This window comes from Dyadobacter pollutisoli (assembly GCF_026625565.1).
Lineage (GTDB): Bacteria > Bacteroidota > Bacteroidia > Cytophagales > Spirosomataceae > Dyadobacter > Dyadobacter pollutisoli.
Genome location: NZ_CP112998.1, coordinates 6,697,498 through 6,716,020, shown reverse-complemented (window position 1 = coordinate 6,716,020; position 18,523 = coordinate 6,697,498). Strand labels below are relative to the sequence as shown.

Below are 18,523 nucleotides of genomic sequence, written 5' to 3'. Positions count from 1 at the left end.
CAGAATAATCAAACAATTGAATTTTATGAAAAAGGCAGGTAAACTTTTTGGCTTATTGATGCTAGGCTTGACCACGTTCGGGTACGTGTCGTGTACAAGTGACGACGATGACGAGGATCCTATCGTAGTAGTTCCAGTAGGCGAAATCAAAACGGTAACCGGGAAAATAACTACTAACACAACCTGGTCTGCAACCAACCAGTACCTATTATCAGGTTTTGTATATGTGGAAGCAGGCGCTACGCTTACGATCGAGCCAGGTACTATTATCAAAGGCGACAAGACTACAAAAGGATCCTTGATCGTTCAGCCTGGTGCGAAAATTATTGCTGTGGGTACAGCTGACAAGCCTATCATCTTCACATCTAACCAGGCGACCGGCGCTCGTAAGGCAGGTGACTGGGGAGGTTTGGTTTTGTTGGGTAAAGCACCCGTTAACAAGCCAAATGCAGTAATTGAAGGAGAAAACGTTTCTACTTTCGGTGGAACTGATGCTGCTGACAATTCGGGACAGCTTAAATATGTACGTATCGAATTTGCAGGAATTGCTTTCGAAACTGATAAAGAAATCAATGGATTGACTTTCGGCGGTGTAGGTTCCGGTACTGAGGTTGACTATGTTCAGGTTTCTTACAGCGGTGATGATTCATTCGAATGGTTCGGTGGAACGGTTAACGCAAAACACTTGATCGCATACCGCGGTCTGGATGACGATTTCGATACTGACAATGGTTTCAGCGGAAACGTACAATACGGATTTATCCTTCGCGACCCGGCTATCGCTGACCTTGCAGGTGATTCAAACGGATTTGAGTCTGACAATGATGCAGCGGGATCAACTGCTACACCACAAACTTCTGCAAAATTTGCCAACGTAACTGTTGCAATGGGCGAAGGTACTGTGAATGCTAAGTTCAACTCAGCTTTACGTCTGCGCAGAAACACATCTATTTCAGTTTATAACAGTGTATTCACTGGTGCATGGCCTCGTTCAGGTCTGCGTGTTGAAAACCCTACCACGATCGAAAACTTCACAAAAGGCACTTTGAAAGTTGACGGAACTGTACTTGCATTGACTGGAACTCCTGCACAAGGCGTACTGGAAGGAATTACCAATGCGCTGTTCATTCCGACAGGTAGCAAAAACAGCATTGCAGTAGTAGCAGACCTTAAATTGGCAACTGGATACAATTCTTTGACTGCTAAGCCAGGCGTTCTTCCTCAGGCAGGTTCTTCACTTCTGACTGGCGGCGTAACATTGCCAACAGGATTTGAAGCAAACACAGCTGTTGGTGCATTCGCAGCCACAGACTGGACTGACAAGTGGGCCAACTTCGATCCACAGAATACCAACTACGAAATCAAGAAATAAAAAGTCTTATATAATTGGTGTCAGAATTTAAAAAGGCCGGGGCTATGCTCCCGGTCTTTTTTGTTTGTCCACATATGGCCTTTGGCGACATCTTCATGCCTTTTGGCGCCCGGTATTGTTTTCCTCCAACGAAAAGAATATCTTCGGGTTCATGTTTTTTGTCTTGACAATTAATTTTGGCAGGATGCTACCTAATCTCTTATTACCACTAAATGTCCGAGTTCCAGGCGTACCTACAACTAGGTTTCAGTCACATTACCGATTCCAATGGCTATGACCATATCCTTTTTATCATGGCGCTTTGTACCGTATATACTTTAATTGACTGGAAAAAGGTGGTCATTCTGGTGACGGCCTTCACTATCGGGCATTCTATTACCCTCGCGCTGGCCACCATGGGGCTGGTAAGCATCAACCGTGACTGGATTGAACTTCTGATACCGGTTACCATCATGATCACGGCATCGCTCAATTTCTTTTACCAAATACCAAAAAGCTCTTTTAGCAAAAAAGAACAAACGTCCACGCTCAGGTATCCTCTGGCCATGTTTTTCGGGCTGATCCACGGACTCGGCTTTTCCAATTACCTTAAAACCCTGTTGGGTAAAGAAGCTCAAATATTCAACCCATTGCTAGGGTTCAATGTAGGATTGGAGCTGGGCCAGCTCATCATTGTGTTCATTATTTTGTCTGTCTCCTTCGTACTCATCGAGCTGATGCGCATTCAAAGGATCAACTGGATCAACATTCTGTCCGGTATCATATTTGGAATGGCCTTCTCCCTGATCCTGAACAACCCGTTTTTCCGCACACTGATGGGTATGTCTGTAAACTAAGAAAAAATCAATATCTCAATGATCTGCTAATTATGAAAAAAACACTTCTCCCTTTACTGACCCTGCTGATTTCCATGGCTTCTATGGCCCAGCAGCTGCCCGTTTCACCGAACTATAAGGCCAACGACCGCTTCGAACAGCTTGGCACAGTGCTTCCCACACCTAACTCTTACCGGGCAGCTTCCGGCGCTCCTGGCCGCGAATACTGGCAGCAGCGCGCGGATTACGACATTAAAGTAGAACTTGACGATGACAACCGTCGTATCATTGGTTCCGAGACCATTACTTTTTTCAATCAGTCGCCCGACGACCTGAAATACATCTGGCTGCAACTAGATCAGAACCTTTTCAAAAAAGACGGAATTGGCGCAATGTCCCGTACGGGCTCTGTGAATGCAAAAGGTATGAGCCCGGCGCAGTTACAGGCACTGAACAACGGCAGAGGTTCTAATCTGGACCCTAAAAAGGAATATGGCTATCAGATTGCAGCGGTAAAAGACAAAGCCGGAAAAGCATTGCCGTACACAATCAATGGTACCATGATGCGCATTGACCTGCCTGCGACATTGAAGCCCGGTACTTCTTTCGTTTTTGGAGTAGATTGGAGCTACTACATTACCGAATACTATGGTCGCAGCGGATATGAATATTTCCCGAAAGACGGTAACGCCAACTATTTCATCGCGCATTGGTTTCCACGTCTGGCACCTTACGACGATGTCAATGGCTGGAACCACAAGCAATTCCTTGGTCAGGGTGAGTTTGCATTGATTTTTGGAAATTACAAAGTAGCCATCACCGCCCCCGCCGACCACGTGGTAGCAGCCAGCGGCGAGTGCCAGAACTACGCACAAGTGCTGACTGCCGCTCAGAAGCAACGTCTGAAACAAGCCGAAACATCCAAAAACCCGGTATTGATCGTCACCCAGGCCGAAGCTGAGAAAGCAGAAAAACGCGAAAACAAAACGCCGGGTAAGAAAACCTGGATCTACAAAGCAGACAATGTACGTGACTTTGCATTCGCGAGCAGCCGGAAATTCATCTGGGATGCCATGCAAAGCGATGTGTACAAGGACGGCCGCAAGATCTGGTGTATGTCTATTTATCCAAAAGAAGGTAATCCGCTTTGGGAGCAATACTCGACACGCGCGGTGGCCCATACATTGAAATCATACGGCGCACGTACATTTGAATATCCTTATCCAGTGGCCATTTCCTGCCACGGCGTATCGGGCGGCGGTATGGAATATCCGATGATCAGCTTCAATGGAGGTCGTCCCGAAGAAGATGGTACATATAGCGAAGCAACAAAATATGGCATGATCGGTGTGATCATCCACGAAGTTGGCCACAATTTCTTCCCGATGATCGTCAACTCCGATGAGCGTCAATGGGCCTGGATGGACGAAGGCTTGAATACATTCTGTCAATATCTGGCAGAAAAAGAATGGGACTACAACTTCCCGACCCGCCGCGGCGAACCTAATATGATCACTGAATATATGTCGTCAGATAAATCGGTACTGAGCCCGATTATGGCTTCTGCGGAGAATGTGATCGGCCTTGGACCTAATGCTTACGGAAAACCTGCAACAGCATTGAATATTCTGCGTGAAACCGTTATGGGCCGCGAGTTGTTTGACCATGCTTTCAAAGAATATGCAACCAGATGGAGATTTAAAAGCCCTACCCCGTCCGATTTTTTTCGTACTATGGAAGATGCTTCGGGTGTAGACCTCGACTGGTTCTGGAAAGGATGGTTCTATGGCACCGAGCCTGTTGATCAGGATCTGGTAAGTGTGGACTGGTTTAGCATTGATACGCAAAACCCTGCCATTGAGAAAGAAATTGCACGCAAAGAAGCCGCTCGCAAAGCTGCAACAATGAGTAAAATGCAGGACGCCAAAACAAAAGGCGAGACTGTTGTAGCGCAGGATTCCACCATGGCTGATTTTTACAACCGCTACGACCCGTTCAAGGTCACTGAGGCTGACAAGCAGAAATATGATCAGTACCTATCCACCCTTTCGGAAGACGAGCGTCAATTGATTCAGGAAAACACTAATTTTTACACCATTTCAATAAAAAACAAAGGTGGCTTACCGATGCCTGTGATCGTGAAAATGGGTTTTGAAGACGGCACTGATTCTGTGGCCGTATATCCTGCTGAGATCTGGCGCTTCAACGATGCACAGGTTAATAAGGTAATATCTACCAAAAAGAAAGTGGTTCAATGGACATTGGATCCTTACTTCCAGATCGCCGATATCGACACCGAAAACAACGCTTTCCCAAGAATTGCGAAACCAACGCGTTTCCAGATCTTCAAACAGCAACAGACTCAAAAGGCACTAAATCCAATGCAACAGCAAGGTGCCGGAGCCGGCAAGATCAGCAGCGATCCGAAAAATTAGGACTATACCAGTTTAAAAAAACAGTTGCCTTTCTGAGCGAATCAGGAAGGCTTTTTTATGTAATTTCAAAATAGATGTTATGTAATTTCAAAGTAAAGTCTATGTAATTTAAAAATAAAAGTTATGTAATTTCAAAATTGAGTGTACATTTGTGACAGAATAATGAACTTATGAACTTCATAAACAGACACATAGCCGAATCCATTCAGATACAGCGCGACAAGTATCCAGTCATTGCTGTGACGGGCCCAAGACAGTCTGGCAAAACAACCTTATTAAAAACACTTTTCAACGACTACGAATATATTTCACTTGAAGATCCGAACAATAGAGCGTTCGCACAGGACGATCCCTTAGGATTTTTAAGCAGATACGGAAGCCGGATAATTTTGGATGAAGCGCAGCAAGCCCCGATCCTATTCTCCTACATTCAAACTCTTGTAGACATCAGCGGAAAAATGGGCCAGTTCGTACTTTCCGGTTCACAAAATTTTCACTTAATAAAGAACATCACGCAAAGCCTGGCTGGAAGAGTCGCGTTATTCAAGCTTTTACCTTTTGATTTTGACGAAATGAAATCAGATAATTTACTGGCAGAAGATTATTTGAGCGCGTGCATCAACGGCTTTTATCCCGCTATTTACGATCGTGATATCAACCCATCCGTTTTCTACGCCAATTACATGCAAACCTATGTAGAACGTGATGTGACAGAACTGGTTAACATTCGTGATACGAGACAATTCAGAACATTCCTAGGCCTCTGTGCGGCGAGGGTTGGACAATTGTTAAACTTGAATTCCTTAGCTAATGAATGTGGCATTTCACAACCCACAGCCAAGGCGTGGATCTCTATCCTTGAAAGCAGATACATACTTTTCCGGCTTCAACCTTTTTATCAAGACTTCAACAAGAGAGTTGTTAAAACTTCGAAGCTGTATTTCTACGATACAGGCCTGTTGTGCCACATTCTAGGTATAAGAAATGCGGAAGCATTGCGTGAAAGTCCATTAAGGGGAAATATATTTGAAAACATGGTCATCGCCGAGTACCAAAAGAAAAACGAGCATCAGTACCTGCATCAGGAGTACTGGTTTTGGCGGGATTCCAATGGACATGAAGTGGATATGCTGACACAAAACGGCAATGTATTTGATATCTTCGAAATAAAGGCCACTCAGACCATTATGACGGAACATTTCAAAGGAATGAATTTTTTCAGTGATATTGCCTTGAATAAAGTCGGAAAGAAAACCTTGATATACGGAGGTAATGAAGATCAGCAAAGAAGCCTTTATACGGTTTCAGGATGGAGAAATATTTAACAAACAAATTTAAAATCCTAATCCCCACAAAATGAAAATAGTAATCCTCGACGGCTACACACTAAATCCTGGTGACCTGGACTGGGCGCCGCTGCATCTGCTTGGGAACGTGACAGTATACGACAGATCCAAAGAAGATGAAATCGTAGAGCGAGCGGCCGATGCTGAGATTATTCTGGTCAATAAAGTAGTACTCTCGGAAAAGATCCTGGACCAGCTGCCCAATGTCAAATACATAGGCGTAATGGCCACAGGCTTTAACAACATTGACATTGCCGCTGCTCAAAAGCACAACATCACTGTTACCAATGTAAAAGCTTATGGCCCTGCTTCCGTGGCGCAACAGACATTTGCCTTGCTGCTCGCCCTCGTCAACCATGCCGAATTGCACAGCCAAAGCGTTTTCAACGGTGAATGGGTTTCCTCTCCCGATTTCTGCTACTGGAAAACTCCATTGACCGAACTGGCCGGAAAAACAATGGGACTCGTCGGTCTTGGTGATATCGGTTCGCAAGTCGCGAAAATTGCACTGGCCTTTGGAATGAAAGTCGTTGCTTACCGCAAAAACCCCGCTCAAACAGACAATGACGACATTAAAATGGTCACACTGGAAGCGCTTTTCAAAAGCAGTGATGTAGTCAGTTTTCATTGTCCTTTGACCGAAGAAACCAAAAATCTGATCAATGCGGAGCGGTTATCATGGATGAAACCCAATGCAGTTATCCTCAATACCGGCCGCGGACCATTGATCAACGAAGCAGACCTCGCAGAAGCATTGCACAATGGCAGCATTGCAGGAGCAGGTCTGGATGTTTTGTCGGTTGAGCCACCCAAACCAGACAATCCACTATTATCAGCACCGAACTGCATCATTACGCCACACGTAGCCTGGGCATCATTTGAAGCAAGAAAGCGGCTTCTCCAAATGGTAGCAGATAATCTGGAACATTTCATTGCAGGCAACCCGAAGAATATAGTGTCTTGATAATGTTGCAGATAAAGTGAAACATCAGCCCCCTTTTCTGGGCAAGACAGTTTAGCTACAAAATGATTATATTTGAGATAAAAAATAGAACAGATGCTCACAACGGTAGAAGGAATTTACGAAAACGGGCAGATCATCTTAAAAGAAAAACCCAAAGTAAATCATAAAGTTAAGGTCATCGTTACTTTCACTGATGAAGTGGCGGAGGATGAAAAGCAACCCAACAAGCCTCTCTCCACAAAACTCAGAGGAGCCTGGAAAGGTATTAACAAAGAAGACCAAAAGGACATTAAAACATATTTCGAAAATATCAGGAATGAATGGGAAAGAGATATCTGATCGACACCAACATTATTCCTAAATATCTGCAAGAAAGCCTCTCAGAGGACGGGCTAAGTCTAATAGATAACATCTTAGATAGCGGCGAGGCCCAAATATCGGTCATAACAAGGATCGAGCTCCTGGGGTTTTCACCTAATAGAGAAGATTTACTTCAATTCATTACCCAGTTTATAAGTGTAACGACTGAATATGAACTAACAGAACTGATTGTGCAAAAGACAATTGAGATAAGAAAATTATTCAAGGTCAAAATACCCGACGCCATCATTGCGGCAACCGCTCTCTGCCACAATTTGATTTTGCTATCAGACAATGATCCCGACTTTGGCAAGATCCTGCACTTGAAATACATCAATCCCAGAAAATACCAGGTTTAATCTGGAAACAGTAATCACTTCTTCCCCCAGTTTTTCTTCATCTTGGCGTAAGACTTCTTACTAACCGTTTTTTTGCTTTTTGGTCTGGATTTGCCTTTTTTCTTGCGGGCATTGATGTTGTTGACCAGGGAATTTTTGACGCCCAATTTATTTTTCTTCCTGCTGCCTTTTTTCGCTTTTGCCATTTCAATAAAGTTTAAGAAACGTCATTATCAATATCTGTGCCGCGTCAATAATCAACCGATCCGCATTAGATTCAGGTAGAAATGGTCTCAATTCTATTTTAAAAGAGAAAGTCTCCATTGCTTTCTCTTTTAAAAAGCTCCATACATGAAACCACAGCTAGCCCAAAAACGATGGTTCCGCATCATTCCGGTTGTTTTTGTCACATACAGCCTCGCGTACCTCGACAGGGCAAATTTTGGTTTTGCAGTAGCCGGCGGCATGGCCAAAGATCTTGACATTACCCCCAATACTTCCACATTACTGAGCTCATTATTCTTCCTGGGTTATTTCTTTTTCCAAATTCCCGGCGCACATTACGCAGCGACGCGCACAGCCAAAAAACTGATATTCATTTCACTGATCCTCTGGGGAGCACTCGCAGCTGCTACCGGGATGGTCAATGATACCACTTCGCTCATCGTGATCCGGTTTATGCTAGGCGTGGTAGAAAGTGCGGTAATGCCTGCTATGCTGATCCTTTTGAGCCAGTGGTTTACCAAAGAAGAACGCTCGCGGGCCAATACTTTCCTGATATTGGGAAATCCGGTTACGGTGCTCTGGATGTCGGTATTGTCCGGCTACCTCATCGATTCCATGGGCTGGCGGTGGATGTTTATTTTGCAGGGAGCGCCGGGCATTATCTGGGCATTTATCTGGTGGCGCCTGATCGACGAGCGTCCAATGAATGCAAACTGGCTTACGGAAGAAGAAAAACGCGCTGTGGAAGAAAAGCTTCAGGCAGAGCAAGCTGGCATCAAACCTGTTAAAAATTATGCAGAGGCTTTCAAATCCACGAAAGTGATCCTGCTATGTTTTCAATATTTACTATGGAGCGTCGGCGTTTATGGATTTGTAATGTGGCTGCCTTCCATTATCAAAGCGGCCCCCAATATGAGCATGGTGAATACGGGCTGGTTATCCGCCGTACCCTATCTTTTTGCTGTCATTGGAATGCTGGCTGCGTCCTATTTTTCAGACAAAACCGGCAATCGCAAAATATTCGTCTGGCCATTTTTATTGATCGCAGCCATATGCCTTTATGGAGCAGTATTCCTTGGGCCTGATAAGTTCTGGATCTCCTATGCGTTGCTGGTTGTAGCGGGAGGGGCGCTTTACACACCCTACGGCCCTTTCTTTGCAGCTATTGCTGAAATCTTGCCTAAAAATGTAGCTGGCGGCGCGATCGGGCTGATCAATAGTCTTGGCGCATTGGGTTCATTTGCAGGCTCCTACCTGGTAGGCTATCTCAATACCCAAACCGGGAATTTCAATGCTTCTTATACACTGATGGCGGTGGCGTTGGTACTTGCTACCATTATTTCCTTCGTCGTGATACCCACGCCTGTTCGTTCCACGCCCAAACCTGTGGATATCGGGCAATTATGACCATTCCCAACCAAGCATTTCGATGTTTTTGCTAACCTATGGTTATTTTATACAGGCCAGGTTCTTTATATCTTAATATCTAAACCCAAAGTGCATGAGAAAATTTGTAGTGCCGGTTCACCCCCGACACATTGCGTTACTGTTTTTTATTTTCCTGGGGCATTTCGTCACGGCCCAAAGTACCCCAAAAAGCCCATTTAACCTCAAAGACGGCGATCGTGTCGTATTCTTAGGTAACTCCATTTTCGAAAATGACTTTCAATACGGCTACCTGGAACTTGCGCTGACCACCCGCTTTTCTGACAAAGGCATTACATTCCGAAACCTCGGCTGGACCGGCGACAATGTATGGGGCGAGGCCCGTAGTACCTACACCAACCCTCCTACTCCCTACGAACATCTGATCGAAGACCTCACTAAGACGCAGCCAACAGTGGTATTTCTGGGATATGGCGGCGTAGAAGCACAGGAAGGACAGGCTGGTGTCGCCCATTTCAAAGAAGGGTTGAATAAATTGCTCGATAAAATCGATGAACTCGGTGCGAAAGCCGTGTTACTATCTACCATACCGGTAGTTTCCAGCGACACCTCTCAGCATATCGACAACAGAAATGCCGATCTTGAATTGTATTCCAAAGTCATTTCCGAAGTGGCAGCACAGCGTGGAAAACAGTTTATCGACATTTATAATCCAATCCTGAATACCAGCAAAAAGGAAACAATTGTCGAAAACACGGTTCATTTGAATGAACTGGGATATTACTATCTGGCAACGATCCTCGAAAAAGCCCTGGGCCTGGATGCAGCCAAAGCGACAACTGCCATCAATTTTGCAAAAGACAAATCGGAGGCATCAAATGCACGGATTGTGCCCTCTGACAAAGAAAGTACACTCGTAAAATTTATTGTTCAGGACAAGTACCTCCCTTTGCCTTCTCCCAAATCAGCGAGCTGGATCGTGGATAATGCAAGAATGGTAAGGATTTCCGGTCTGAAAAAAGGTTACTATACTTTGACATCAGAAAATAACGAGGTGGCTTCTGCTTCGGCTAAAGAATGGGAAACAGGTGTTGAAATCAGGCAAGGTCCGCAGTTCACCAAGTCCGAAGAAGTGCGGAATATGATCCTGAAAAAGAATGAGCTGCACTTTTTCCAGTACCGCCCATTGAACCAGACTTACATCATCGGTTTCCGCAGATACGAACAAGGACGCCACGTGAAAGGCCTGGAAGAGCAAAACCTGATCATCAAATGGCTTGAAGGACAAATCATACTCAACAGCGAGCCACAGGAGGTGGTTTATGAGTTGAGGAAATTGGAATAAAAACTTCGGCCGTCGGCAGTCAGACATCGGCAGAATGCTGAGAATATCAAAAATACTTAAACCCAAACGGCGTAATGCAATCGATAGCCGATTGCCGACCGCCGAAAGCCCAACATGAAAGCAACCAAGCTACTATACGGAGCATTGCTCCTGCCCATTATACTGCTGTCAACCTCTTCAAACAAGACACAGAACGTAAAAGAAGATCCGGATCCTGATGTTCAAAAGGAACTCGCCTCATTCAAAGTCGCGGAAGGTTTTGAAGTAACACTTTTCGCCTCCGACCCCATGGTCGCCAAACCGATCCAGATGAACTGGGACGCGGAAGGGCGTCTTTGGGTAGTGAGCAGTACGGTTTATCCACATTTGAAAACCGGCGAATCGGCCAATGACAAGATTTTTGTCCTCGAAGATACCGACGGCGATGGTAAGGCTGATAAGTCGACCATTTTTGCAGAAGGGCTGATTCAGCCGACCGGCATCTTGCCCGGTGACGGAGGCGTATATGTTGCCAATTCCACTGAAATCCTGCATTTCTCCGATACCGATGGCGATGGAAAAGCAGACAAGAAACGCCGGGTACTCAATGGCTTTGGAACAGGTGACACCCACCATTTGATCCACACATTCCGCTGGGGACCTGAGGGAAGAATGTACTTCAACCAGTCCATTTACATTTACAGCCACGTAGAAACGCCATTCGGCGTCAAGCGTCTCGAAGGCGGCGGTACCTGGGCGCTCAACACCCGCAACCTGGATATGGAAGTGTACCTGAAAGGACTTGTGAATCCCTGGGGCTTGCAGTTTGACCGCTGGGGACAATCCTTCCTGACCGACGGTGCAGGTGGAGAAGGTATCAATTACGGCTTTCCGGGCGCAACATTCGTGACTGCGCCGGGCGCCGCACGCATTATGCGGGGCCTGAATCCTGGTCAGCCAAAACATAGTGGTTTGGATGTGGTTTCGGGTAAACATTTGCCGGATGCATGGCAGGGAAGAATGATTACCAACGACTTCCGCGCCAACCGGATCAACAGTTTCAAGCTCGAAGAACAAGGTGCCGGTTACGCTTCCAAGCAGGCCGACGACCTGATGTGGACGGACAATGTAGCATTCCGCCCGGTGGATATTAATGTTGGCCCCGACGGCGCGATTTACGTGGCCGACTGGTACAATCCGATCATTCAGCATGGCGAAGTTGATTTTTACGATCCGCGCCGTGATCAGCAGCACGGCCGGATCTGGCGGATAGTTGCCAAAAACCGTCCATTAATTAAGAAACCACAACTAGCCAAAGCTACGACGCCGGAATTGTTAGAATCATTAAAACTGCCCGAAGAATGGACACGGCTGCAAGCCAAGCAGGTTTTGAAGTCGAAAGGAGCCAAAGAAGTAATCCCCGCCTTGCAAAAATGGGTAGCGGCTTTGGATAAGAATGATACAAATTACGAACACAATCTGCTCGAAGCATTATGGGTGTACCAAACAATGGAAACGGTTAATGAGCCGATTCTTTTAAATCTTTTGAATGCAAAAAGTCATAATGCCCGTGCTGCTGCATTGCGTGCGCTGGAATTATGGTATCCCAAAATTGCGAATGTACCTGCCTTGCTAGCAAAGGCTGTAAAAGACGAACATGCCCAGGTAAGGCTCGAAGCGGTGATCGCATTGAGAAAAACCAAGACGGCAGCTGCGGCCAAAACCGCATTACTGGCATTGGACGCTCAAATGGACGAATTTCTGGATTTTGCATTGTGGCAAACCATCCGCGAACTGGAACCGGTTTGGCTTGCAAAAGTGAAATCAGAACCTGAATTTCTGGGCGACGCCAAAAAGACGGCCTATGCATTGAAGTCGGCGACAGGTGCCGATGCGGCCACATTATTGGTGCAATTGTATCAAAAAGGCCAGGTTCCTGATGATTACCAAAGCGACGTGCTCACCTCTATCGCGGCCACGGGTAAGCCTGCTGATCTAAGTATGTTACTGGATCTGACACTTCAAAACAAGGATAAAAATACAGCTGCGCAGCTCGCGGCGCTGGAAAATGCAGCCCGGCAGCGAAATGTAAAGCCAGACCAGAACCCTGAACGCATTGCCACATTTATAGACAGCGATGATGAGGCAGTAAGCCTCGTCGCGATCCGTTTGGCAGGTTTGTGGAAGCTCGATCAGTTGAATGCAAAACTTACAGACCTGATTCAAACCGGAACACCGGAGACTAAAAAAGCCGCATTGGGAGCTTTGGCAGCAGTTGACAAAGCGAAAGCACAGAAATTAATGACAGACCTCACTAGCGCGAAAAACACACCGGAAGTACGGGTGATCGCCGCTGCTCAACTGGCAGCTGTTGATCCAAAAGCCGCAGCAGGCATCGCTACCGAGCTGATACGTACATTGCCCACAGGAACCGATCTGGCTGAGCTTTTTGTCGCATTTATAGCTACCAATCCAGGTGCAGCTGCATTGGGTGAAGCCATTGCCGCGAAAAAGATCCCGGAAGCAGCCGCCAAAACCGGTAGACAACTAGTTCGTTCCCGTGCGGGCTGGACTAGACAGAACATTGATGAAATGAAAATTCTTGTCAGTGCATTGGAAGCTTCCGGCGGATCATTACCGACTCAAAAAATGCCTCAGGACCTGAGCGATCAGCAAATTGCCAGTCTGGCCAAATTGGTAGCTGAAAAAGGTGATCCTGCCAAAGGCGAACTGATTTTCCGGAAGGCAGAATCCAGCTGCACGACTTGCCACGCGATAGGCGGAGCAGGCGGGCTGATCGGCCCTGATCTGAGCAGCTTGGGAACAAGCTCTCCTGCTGAAACCATTATCAAGTCGCTGCTGTACCCAAGCGCTTCTATCAAGGAAGGGTATGATTTGAAACGGGTTGTGAAAAAAGATGGCTCAGAAATGTTGGGCTACCTGGCTTCCGACGGTGCATCGGACGTGGTTATCCGCGATGTGACGGGCAAAGAGGTTTCCATCCCAAAAAGTCAGGTACAGGTCATGGAAAAAGTACCGGGCTCGCTAATGCCTCCGGGACTGACCGCTAGTCTGGATCAAACTGAGTTCATTAATTTGGTCGGTTTTTTGACAAAATTGGGTGAATCGGGAGATTACCGCGTTTCTAATACGCGGTTTGTGAGACGCTGGGAAACGACTCCGACCGATATTGCGCTCACTTTCAAGACGAAGCCTGACGTGCTGGTGGTTACGAGAAAGGACAAATCGAAAGTGACTTGGCAATCTGTTTACAGTAAAGTTTCGGGTGAGCTTCCATTAAATGAATTGCCCGAGATTACTGCTGTGTCCGGCAAGCGGTATAACGTTTTGCGATTTGATATTGAGGTATTAACAAAAGGAAACGTCTCGCTTGGCCTGAATGCTTCTGACGGAATAACCGCCTACACGGATTCAAAGACTTTGAAAATAGCCGACGGAACTATTACCACCGATCTTTCGCAAGGAATTCACAGCATTACGCTTTTGGTTGACAAAAGTGTTGTGAAGGCCGGCGGTTTAAAAGTGGAGCTGAAAGATGCAGCAGGCGGCGCGCAGACGAGGTTGAAGATGGGGAAATAAGGAGCACAAGACTTGGTAAGTCTTTAAGACTTGCCAAGTCTAACTAACAGTTGCATGCTGGGCCCTTTCTCGTTTTATAATTTCTGCATTGTAATTTCCTTAATATCCCGGTTAAGTCCTTTCCAGATCATTTTTCTGCTTTTAGGATCGAGCTCAATGGAATAATTTTCTCCTACCAAACCTGAATCGCGGAAGAAAAGGTCTTCTTTTTCCCAAATAATTGTACCGGCGGGAAATGCATATTCGAATAACATAAACGCCTGAGGGCCTTTTTTATCTACCAGCCTTCCAGCATTGGATAAAAGCCGGAACTGCACCGGATATGTTCTTCCCTGGAAAAGCACCTCACCCTTAACTACCGGATATCTCGCACTTTCCTGCCTTGAAACTGATTTGATGTCCAGGACGGCAAAGTCGGCGAAGGTGGTATCCTTGGTTACAGAGCCTGTCGGGTTTGGATATTTGATATCATATTCAACCTTAGCAAGGTTCCAGCGTCCGTTCAAATCCTTGGTGACCGTGTCCATTAACAGGACAGCGGCTTTGTCGAAATCGATCTTTTCGGGTGTTTCAATCCCAATTTCCGGTTCAATGTCCTTTTTAGTTTTACATTGAAACATGATAGAACCTGCTGCCAGGAGCAATGCAATGGAAACGTATTTATTTTTCATAAGGCTGGTCTTTGTGAACGGAAATGAACCAGCCCGAAGTTATAAAGCAAATATGTAACCGCAAATACATTATGATAGATTTCCCCAAAACTTAACATTGGGAAAATCTACCACTTGATTAAAAATACTGATCACGCGTTTTCATAAACGGCTGCGAATTTTTTCGCAAAGTCTTCCAGCTTATAATTTCCAAGAACCGGACGATTTTTCCAGTAATCTTCCTGCATTGTCCCATTGCGCAGCGCCTGGCCCATCTCCACATATAGTCCCGCAAAGCTCTCATTCAACCCCGCACCACGCATTCCTTCCAGCGCCTGCTCGTCGGTAAACGGAATCCAGGGAATGTTTTCTTTTCCAACAGCTTTACCAAGAATGGTTGCGATTTCACTCGGATGGCGCTCGTCGCTGGCAATGTAGGTGATCTTGTTTTCAGCTGGGCGGTTTAGCAATGCCTCTGTCGCGACCGCCGCGATATCATCAGTATCTGTCAAAACCAGCTTTTCGTCGCTGTCTCCAAAATTACTTCCGGCAATGCCAGCATGTTCGATCAATCCGGCCTGGCTGAACAGGTTGTTGAAGAAATAGGATGGGCGCAGGAAATTGGATTGTATACCTGGCAAGCTCAATAGTTTCTCTTCTAAATAACCCAGAGCGTCGATAGGGCCGGCACCCTGGCGCAAATGTGCCCCGATGCTGCTCAGAAGCACCACATATTTGATGCTGCTTCCAGTCAATGCTTCAATGTAATGGTCGGCTACCTGTAACTGGAACAGCTCATAGTTTTCGATCGCAAAGCTGCTTGGGATCATTAAATAGGCGATGTCCGCATTCTTGAATGTATCTTTCAAAAATGGTACGTCCTCTACCGAGCCAATGGCCGCATGTGCATCAAGAGCTTCAATTTCCGATTTTTTGTCAGCACTGCTGCTGATTACGGTTACGTCATGTCCGTCATTTACCAAATTCTTGATCACGGGTAAGCTGATATTTCCCAATGATCCTGTGATGATATATTTCATAATTGTTAGTTGTTTTTTGTTGGGTACAAAGCTATATTTGTACTTACTTTTAGACAAGTACTTACCCCAGAGTATGTATCATGACAAAGATCAAAGAAAACTCGACTTACAATAGCAATCGCGAGATTGTCATGCAGGAATGTCCGGTGACCTATGTGATGAATAAAATCGGCGGACATTGGAAACCGATCATCTTGTTTCATTTGCTATCGGGAAGCAAACGTTACTCGGAAATCAAGAAGGCAATGCCACATATCACCGAAAAGATGCTGATCCAGCATTTGAAACAACTGGAAAGCGATAATCTGCTCATCCGCGAGGCCAAACCGGTCGTACCTCCTTTCGTCACTTACACGTTGACCGAGGCGGGCAGCGAATTAGAGAAGGTAATTAATGCCATGGCCGAGTGGGCATTCAGGGATATGAAAAGAAATACAGCATTAGAAGTCACCTGCTAGTATATTTAGAACAAATCCTAACCCAACGACCTATGCGGCTCTCATTCTATGTTTTCTTGTTTTTATGCTTTGCTTCAAATGTTATCGCCCAAACGCCAGCTACCCTCACGTCCGACGGCGCCTGGTGCTGGTTCAGCGACCCGAGGGCGATTTATACCAAAGATGGACATGTCGTAACGGGCTGGGTAACCAAAACCGGCGACATCATTGCCGCTTCACTCAATCCGCAAAGTGGCAAAGTCGAGGAAAAGAGGCTATATACTAAACTGGAAGTAGACGACCACGACAATCCCGCATTTCTGGAACTACCCGATCAGCGGATTTTGACCCAATATACCTGGCACGGCGGTGGCAAAAATGGCATGGGCGTGATTCAAAACACGACTTCGGATAAAAACGACATTACTACTTTTTCAGACTCAATTGTTTTCAAACCACAGACGGCTGAGCTCCTCCAAAAGTTTAAACGAGAGACTTATACCTATGCTAACCCGTTCGTGCTGAGCGCGGAGAACAACAAAATTTACAGTTTTGGTCGCTGGATAGGATTTAAACCCAATTTCATTACATCAACTGATAATGGTAAAACGTGGTCGGACCCGAAGGTCGTGATCACGTCCAAAGAGCTCGACATTAATAACAGACCGTATGTGAAGTATTTTTCGGACGGTAAATCGAAAGTTCATTTGATCTTTACTGACGGACATCCACGAAACGAGCCGCTCAATTCTGTTTATTATTGTTATTATGAAAAAGACGCTTTCTGGCGGGCAGACGGCTCGAAGATTACTGATGTGGATCACCTTCCATTCAATCCCGGCGATGCATCAGTTATTTACAAAGCTACCCCCGAAACTGGCCGGGCGTGGATTTTCGACATTGTCATCAATCAAAAAGGACAACCGGTGGTCGCCTATACGCGTTACCCTACCAGTGAAAAGCACCAATATTTTTATGCTGTTTATGATGGAAAAAAGTGGAACGACCACCATTTGATCGACTCCGGAAAATGGTTTCCACAAACTCCGGAAGGTAAAGAAGAACGCGAAGAAAACTATTCCGGTGGTCTCACGATTGATCCGCTTGATCCGTCGGTCGTATACTTTTCGCACGAGATCAACAATGTATTTGAAATTTCAAAAGCCGAAACGAAAGACCTTGGCAAAAACTGGAAAATCACTCCCATTACCCGAAATTCCACCCTCGACAATGTGCGGCCGGTAATTCCAAGGTATAAAAAGAAGAGCGACACGAATGTATTGTTGTGGATGCAGAATAAGAAGTACGTGCATTACACAGATTATGATACTGGTATTTTGTGGAAGGTTTTGGTGAAGTGACGGAAGTATATTTGATCGGTTTTATGTTTTAATATTAAATCAAAGTCAAGTACACAAAACGAATCCTATACCATTATGTTCAAAAAATTATTGACGCTTTCACTCATTGTCGGAAGTGTTATTACTGCTCAGGCCCAGCAGTTCAAAGCGTTGCTATTCACTAAAACCGCTGGCTTTCACCACGTTTCTATTCATGAAGGTGTGGCGGGCATCAGGAACCTGGCCTCGAGACATAATTTTTCAGTTGACTGGCAGGAGAATGCAGACGTTTTTAATGAGAAAAGTCTGGCGAACTATCAGGTAGTAATTTTCCTGAATACAACCGGCGATATCCTGAATGACGCACAACAAGCGGCATTTGAAAAATACATTAAAAGTGGAAAAGGCTGGGTAGGGATCCACTCGGCCGCGGATACGGAATATGATTGGGCCTGGTATGGCAAAATGGTTGGTATGTATTTCAAAACCCACCCTGCACAGCAAACAGCATTTCTGGACGTGAAAGACAGCAACTTCCCGGGCTTGGAGCGTTTCCCAAAACGTTTGCTTTGGACGGATGAATGGTACGAATACAAAAAACCATACAATGCCGACGACCTGAAAATCCTGATCACATTGGACGAAAAATCATACGATCCGAAAACCAGCCAGGGCACTGGCATGGGGGCGGAACACCCAATGGCCTGGTATCACAACTACGACGGCGGCCGCGCATTTTATACGGGATTAGGACACATTGGACTGGTTTATTCTGACCAATCGTTCCTGGACCATTTGTACGGCGGGATTTATTGGGCTGCTACCGGGAAGGGTTTGAAGTAAAAAAACGGACTAGTTCGAAGCTAATGCTTCGGACAAACTATTCGCAGG

General features: G+C 45.8%; 16 protein-coding genes. 13 read left to right on the top strand and 3 right to left on the bottom strand.

Annotation, left to right across the window (positions count from 1 at the left end; all coding sequences use genetic code 11):
• The first annotated feature begins 25 nt into the window (after window positions 1–25).
• From ON006_RS27880 to ON006_RS27850, 7 genes are all read left to right on the top strand, one after another.
• Window positions 26–1,372, top strand: a complete 1,347-nt coding sequence (locus tag ON006_RS27880) for a beta-helix domain-containing protein (RefSeq protein WP_244821469.1) — start codon at window positions 26–28, stop codon at window positions 1,370–1,372.
• Between the two features lie 212 nt (window positions 1,373–1,584).
• The gene (locus ON006_RS27875) at window positions 1,585–2,208 is read left to right on the top strand and encodes a HupE/UreJ family protein (RefSeq protein ID WP_244821468.1); all 624 of its coding nucleotides are present in this window, start codon (window positions 1,585–1,587) and stop codon (window positions 2,206–2,208) included.
• Between the two features lie 32 nt (window positions 2,209–2,240).
• Window positions 2,241–4,622, top strand: coding sequence for a M1 family metallopeptidase (locus ON006_RS27870; protein WP_244821467.1), 2,382 nt, complete (start codon window positions 2,241–2,243; stop codon window positions 4,620–4,622).
• A 170-nt stretch (window positions 4,623–4,792) separates the two neighbouring features.
• A complete protein-coding gene (locus ON006_RS27865; RefSeq protein ID WP_244821466.1) occupies window positions 4,793–5,947 on the top strand; it encodes an ATP-binding protein in 1,155 nt (384 codons plus the stop codon).
• 31 nt (window positions 5,948–5,978) lie between these two features.
• Window positions 5,979–6,932, top strand: a complete 954-nt coding sequence (locus ON006_RS27860; RefSeq protein WP_244821465.1) for a D-2-hydroxyacid dehydrogenase — start codon at window positions 5,979–5,981, stop codon at window positions 6,930–6,932.
• A 93-nt stretch (window positions 6,933–7,025) separates the two neighbouring features.
• Complete coding sequence (locus tag ON006_RS27855) at window positions 7,026–7,271, top strand: hypothetical protein (RefSeq protein ID WP_244821464.1); 246 nt, start codon at window positions 7,026–7,028, stop codon at window positions 7,269–7,271.
• Window positions 7,253–7,651 carry a type II toxin-antitoxin system VapC family toxin gene (locus ON006_RS27850; RefSeq protein WP_244821463.1) on the top strand — a complete coding sequence of 133 codons (399 nt, stop codon included), beginning with the start codon at window positions 7,253–7,255 and terminating at the stop codon, window positions 7,649–7,651. The genes ON006_RS27855 and ON006_RS27850 overlap by 19 nt, the downstream gene beginning before the upstream one ends.
• Window positions 7,652–7,665: 14 nt before the next feature.
• Here the strand turns inward: ON006_RS27850 and ON006_RS27845 are convergent, their stop codons facing one another.
• Window positions 7,666–7,836, bottom strand: a complete 171-nt coding sequence (locus ON006_RS27845; RefSeq protein WP_244821462.1) for a hypothetical protein — start codon at window positions 7,834–7,836, stop codon at window positions 7,666–7,668.
• A gap of 145 nt (window positions 7,837–7,981) precedes the next feature.
• Here ON006_RS27845 and ON006_RS27840 point away from each other — a divergent pair, with 145 nt between their 5' ends.
• The 3 genes from ON006_RS27840 to ON006_RS27830 all read left to right on the top strand — a co-directional run bounded on the left by ON006_RS27840 (window position 7,982) and on the right by ON006_RS27830 (window position 14,165).
• Complete coding sequence (locus ON006_RS27840; RefSeq protein ID WP_244821461.1) at window positions 7,982–9,262, top strand: MFS transporter; 1,281 nt, start codon at window positions 7,982–7,984, stop codon at window positions 9,260–9,262.
• A 94-nt stretch (window positions 9,263–9,356) separates the two neighbouring features.
• A complete protein-coding gene (locus tag ON006_RS27835; RefSeq protein ID WP_244821460.1) occupies window positions 9,357–10,586 on the top strand; it encodes a GDSL-type esterase/lipase family protein in 1,230 nt (409 codons plus the stop codon).
• Window positions 10,587–10,700: 114 nt separating this feature from the next.
• A complete protein-coding gene (locus tag ON006_RS27830; RefSeq protein WP_244821459.1) occupies window positions 10,701–14,165 on the top strand; it encodes a PVC-type heme-binding CxxCH protein in 3,465 nt (1,154 codons plus the stop codon).
• 74 nt (window positions 14,166–14,239) lie between these two features.
• On the opposite strand, the gene ON006_RS27825 is transcribed toward ON006_RS27830, so the two are convergent.
• Together ON006_RS27825 and ON006_RS27820 are read right to left on the bottom strand one after the other, a co-directional pair.
• Window positions 14,240–14,836 carry a hypothetical protein gene (locus tag ON006_RS27825; protein ID WP_244821458.1) on the bottom strand — a complete coding sequence of 199 codons (597 nt, stop codon included), beginning with the start codon at window positions 14,834–14,836 and terminating at the stop codon, window positions 14,240–14,242.
• Window positions 14,837–14,967: 131 nt separating this feature from the next.
• A complete protein-coding gene (locus ON006_RS27820; RefSeq protein ID WP_244821457.1) occupies window positions 14,968–15,855 on the bottom strand; it encodes an NmrA family NAD(P)-binding protein in 888 nt (295 codons plus the stop codon).
• Window positions 15,856–15,935: 80 nt separating this feature from the next.
• Between ON006_RS27820 and ON006_RS27815 the strand changes: the two genes are divergently transcribed.
• The 3 genes from ON006_RS27815 (at window position 15,936) to ON006_RS27805 (ending at window position 18,475) form a co-directional block, all read left to right on the top strand.
• Window positions 15,936–16,313 carry a winged helix-turn-helix transcriptional regulator gene (locus ON006_RS27815; protein WP_244821456.1) on the top strand — a complete coding sequence of 126 codons (378 nt, stop codon included), beginning with the start codon at window positions 15,936–15,938 and terminating at the stop codon, window positions 16,311–16,313.
• Between the two features lie 32 nt (window positions 16,314–16,345).
• Window positions 16,346–17,653 (top strand): BNR-4 repeat-containing protein, encoded by a 1,308-nt coding sequence (locus tag ON006_RS27810; protein ID WP_244821455.1) that lies wholly within the window; start codon window positions 16,346–16,348, stop codon window positions 17,651–17,653.
• A 75-nt stretch (window positions 17,654–17,728) separates the two neighbouring features.
• Window positions 17,729–18,475 (top strand): ThuA domain-containing protein, encoded by a 747-nt coding sequence (locus ON006_RS27805; RefSeq protein WP_244821454.1) that lies wholly within the window; start codon window positions 17,729–17,731, stop codon window positions 18,473–18,475.
• Window positions 18,476–18,523 lie beyond the last annotated feature (48 nt).

Bases quoted from the DNA above. Each gene is read 5' to 3' on its own strand.
- ON006_RS27880 (WP_244821469.1), top strand. From the start codon at position 26: ATGAAAAAGGCAGGTAAACTTTTTGGCTTATTGATGCTAGGCTTGACC.
- ON006_RS27875 (WP_244821468.1), top strand. From the start codon at position 1,585: ATGTCCGAGTTCCAGGCGTACCTACAACTAGGTTTCAGTCACATTACC.
- ON006_RS27870 (WP_244821467.1), top strand. From the start codon at position 2,241: ATGAAAAAAACACTTCTCCCTTTACTGACCCTGCTGATTTCCATGGCT.
- ON006_RS27865 (WP_244821466.1), top strand. From the start codon at position 4,793: ATGAACTTCATAAACAGACACATAGCCGAATCCATTCAGATACAGCGC.
- ON006_RS27860 (WP_244821465.1), top strand. From the start codon at position 5,979: ATGAAAATAGTAATCCTCGACGGCTACACACTAAATCCTGGTGACCTG.
- ON006_RS27855 (WP_244821464.1), top strand. From the start codon at position 7,026: ATGCTCACAACGGTAGAAGGAATTTACGAAAACGGGCAGATCATCTTA.
- ON006_RS27850 (WP_244821463.1), top strand. From the start codon at position 7,253: ATGGGAAAGAGATATCTGATCGACACCAACATTATTCCTAAATATCTG.
- ON006_RS27845 (WP_244821462.1), bottom strand. From the start codon at position 7,836: ATGGCAAAAGCGAAAAAAGGCAGCAGGAAGAAAAATAAATTGGGCGTC.
- ON006_RS27840 (WP_244821461.1), top strand. From the start codon at position 7,982: ATGAAACCACAGCTAGCCCAAAAACGATGGTTCCGCATCATTCCGGTT.
- ON006_RS27835 (WP_244821460.1), top strand. From the start codon at position 9,357: ATGAGAAAATTTGTAGTGCCGGTTCACCCCCGACACATTGCGTTACTG.
- ON006_RS27830 (WP_244821459.1), top strand. From the start codon at position 10,701: ATGAAAGCAACCAAGCTACTATACGGAGCATTGCTCCTGCCCATTATA.
- ON006_RS27825 (WP_244821458.1), bottom strand. From the start codon at position 14,836: ATGAAAAATAAATACGTTTCCATTGCATTGCTCCTGGCAGCAGGTTCT.
- ON006_RS27820 (WP_244821457.1), bottom strand. From the start codon at position 15,855: ATGAAATATATCATCACAGGATCATTGGGAAATATCAGCTTACCCGTG.
- ON006_RS27815 (WP_244821456.1), top strand. From the start codon at position 15,936: ATGACAAAGATCAAAGAAAACTCGACTTACAATAGCAATCGCGAGATT.
- ON006_RS27810 (WP_244821455.1), top strand. From the start codon at position 16,346: ATGCGGCTCTCATTCTATGTTTTCTTGTTTTTATGCTTTGCTTCAAAT.
- ON006_RS27805 (WP_244821454.1), top strand. From the start codon at position 17,729: ATGTTCAAAAAATTATTGACGCTTTCACTCATTGTCGGAAGTGTTATT.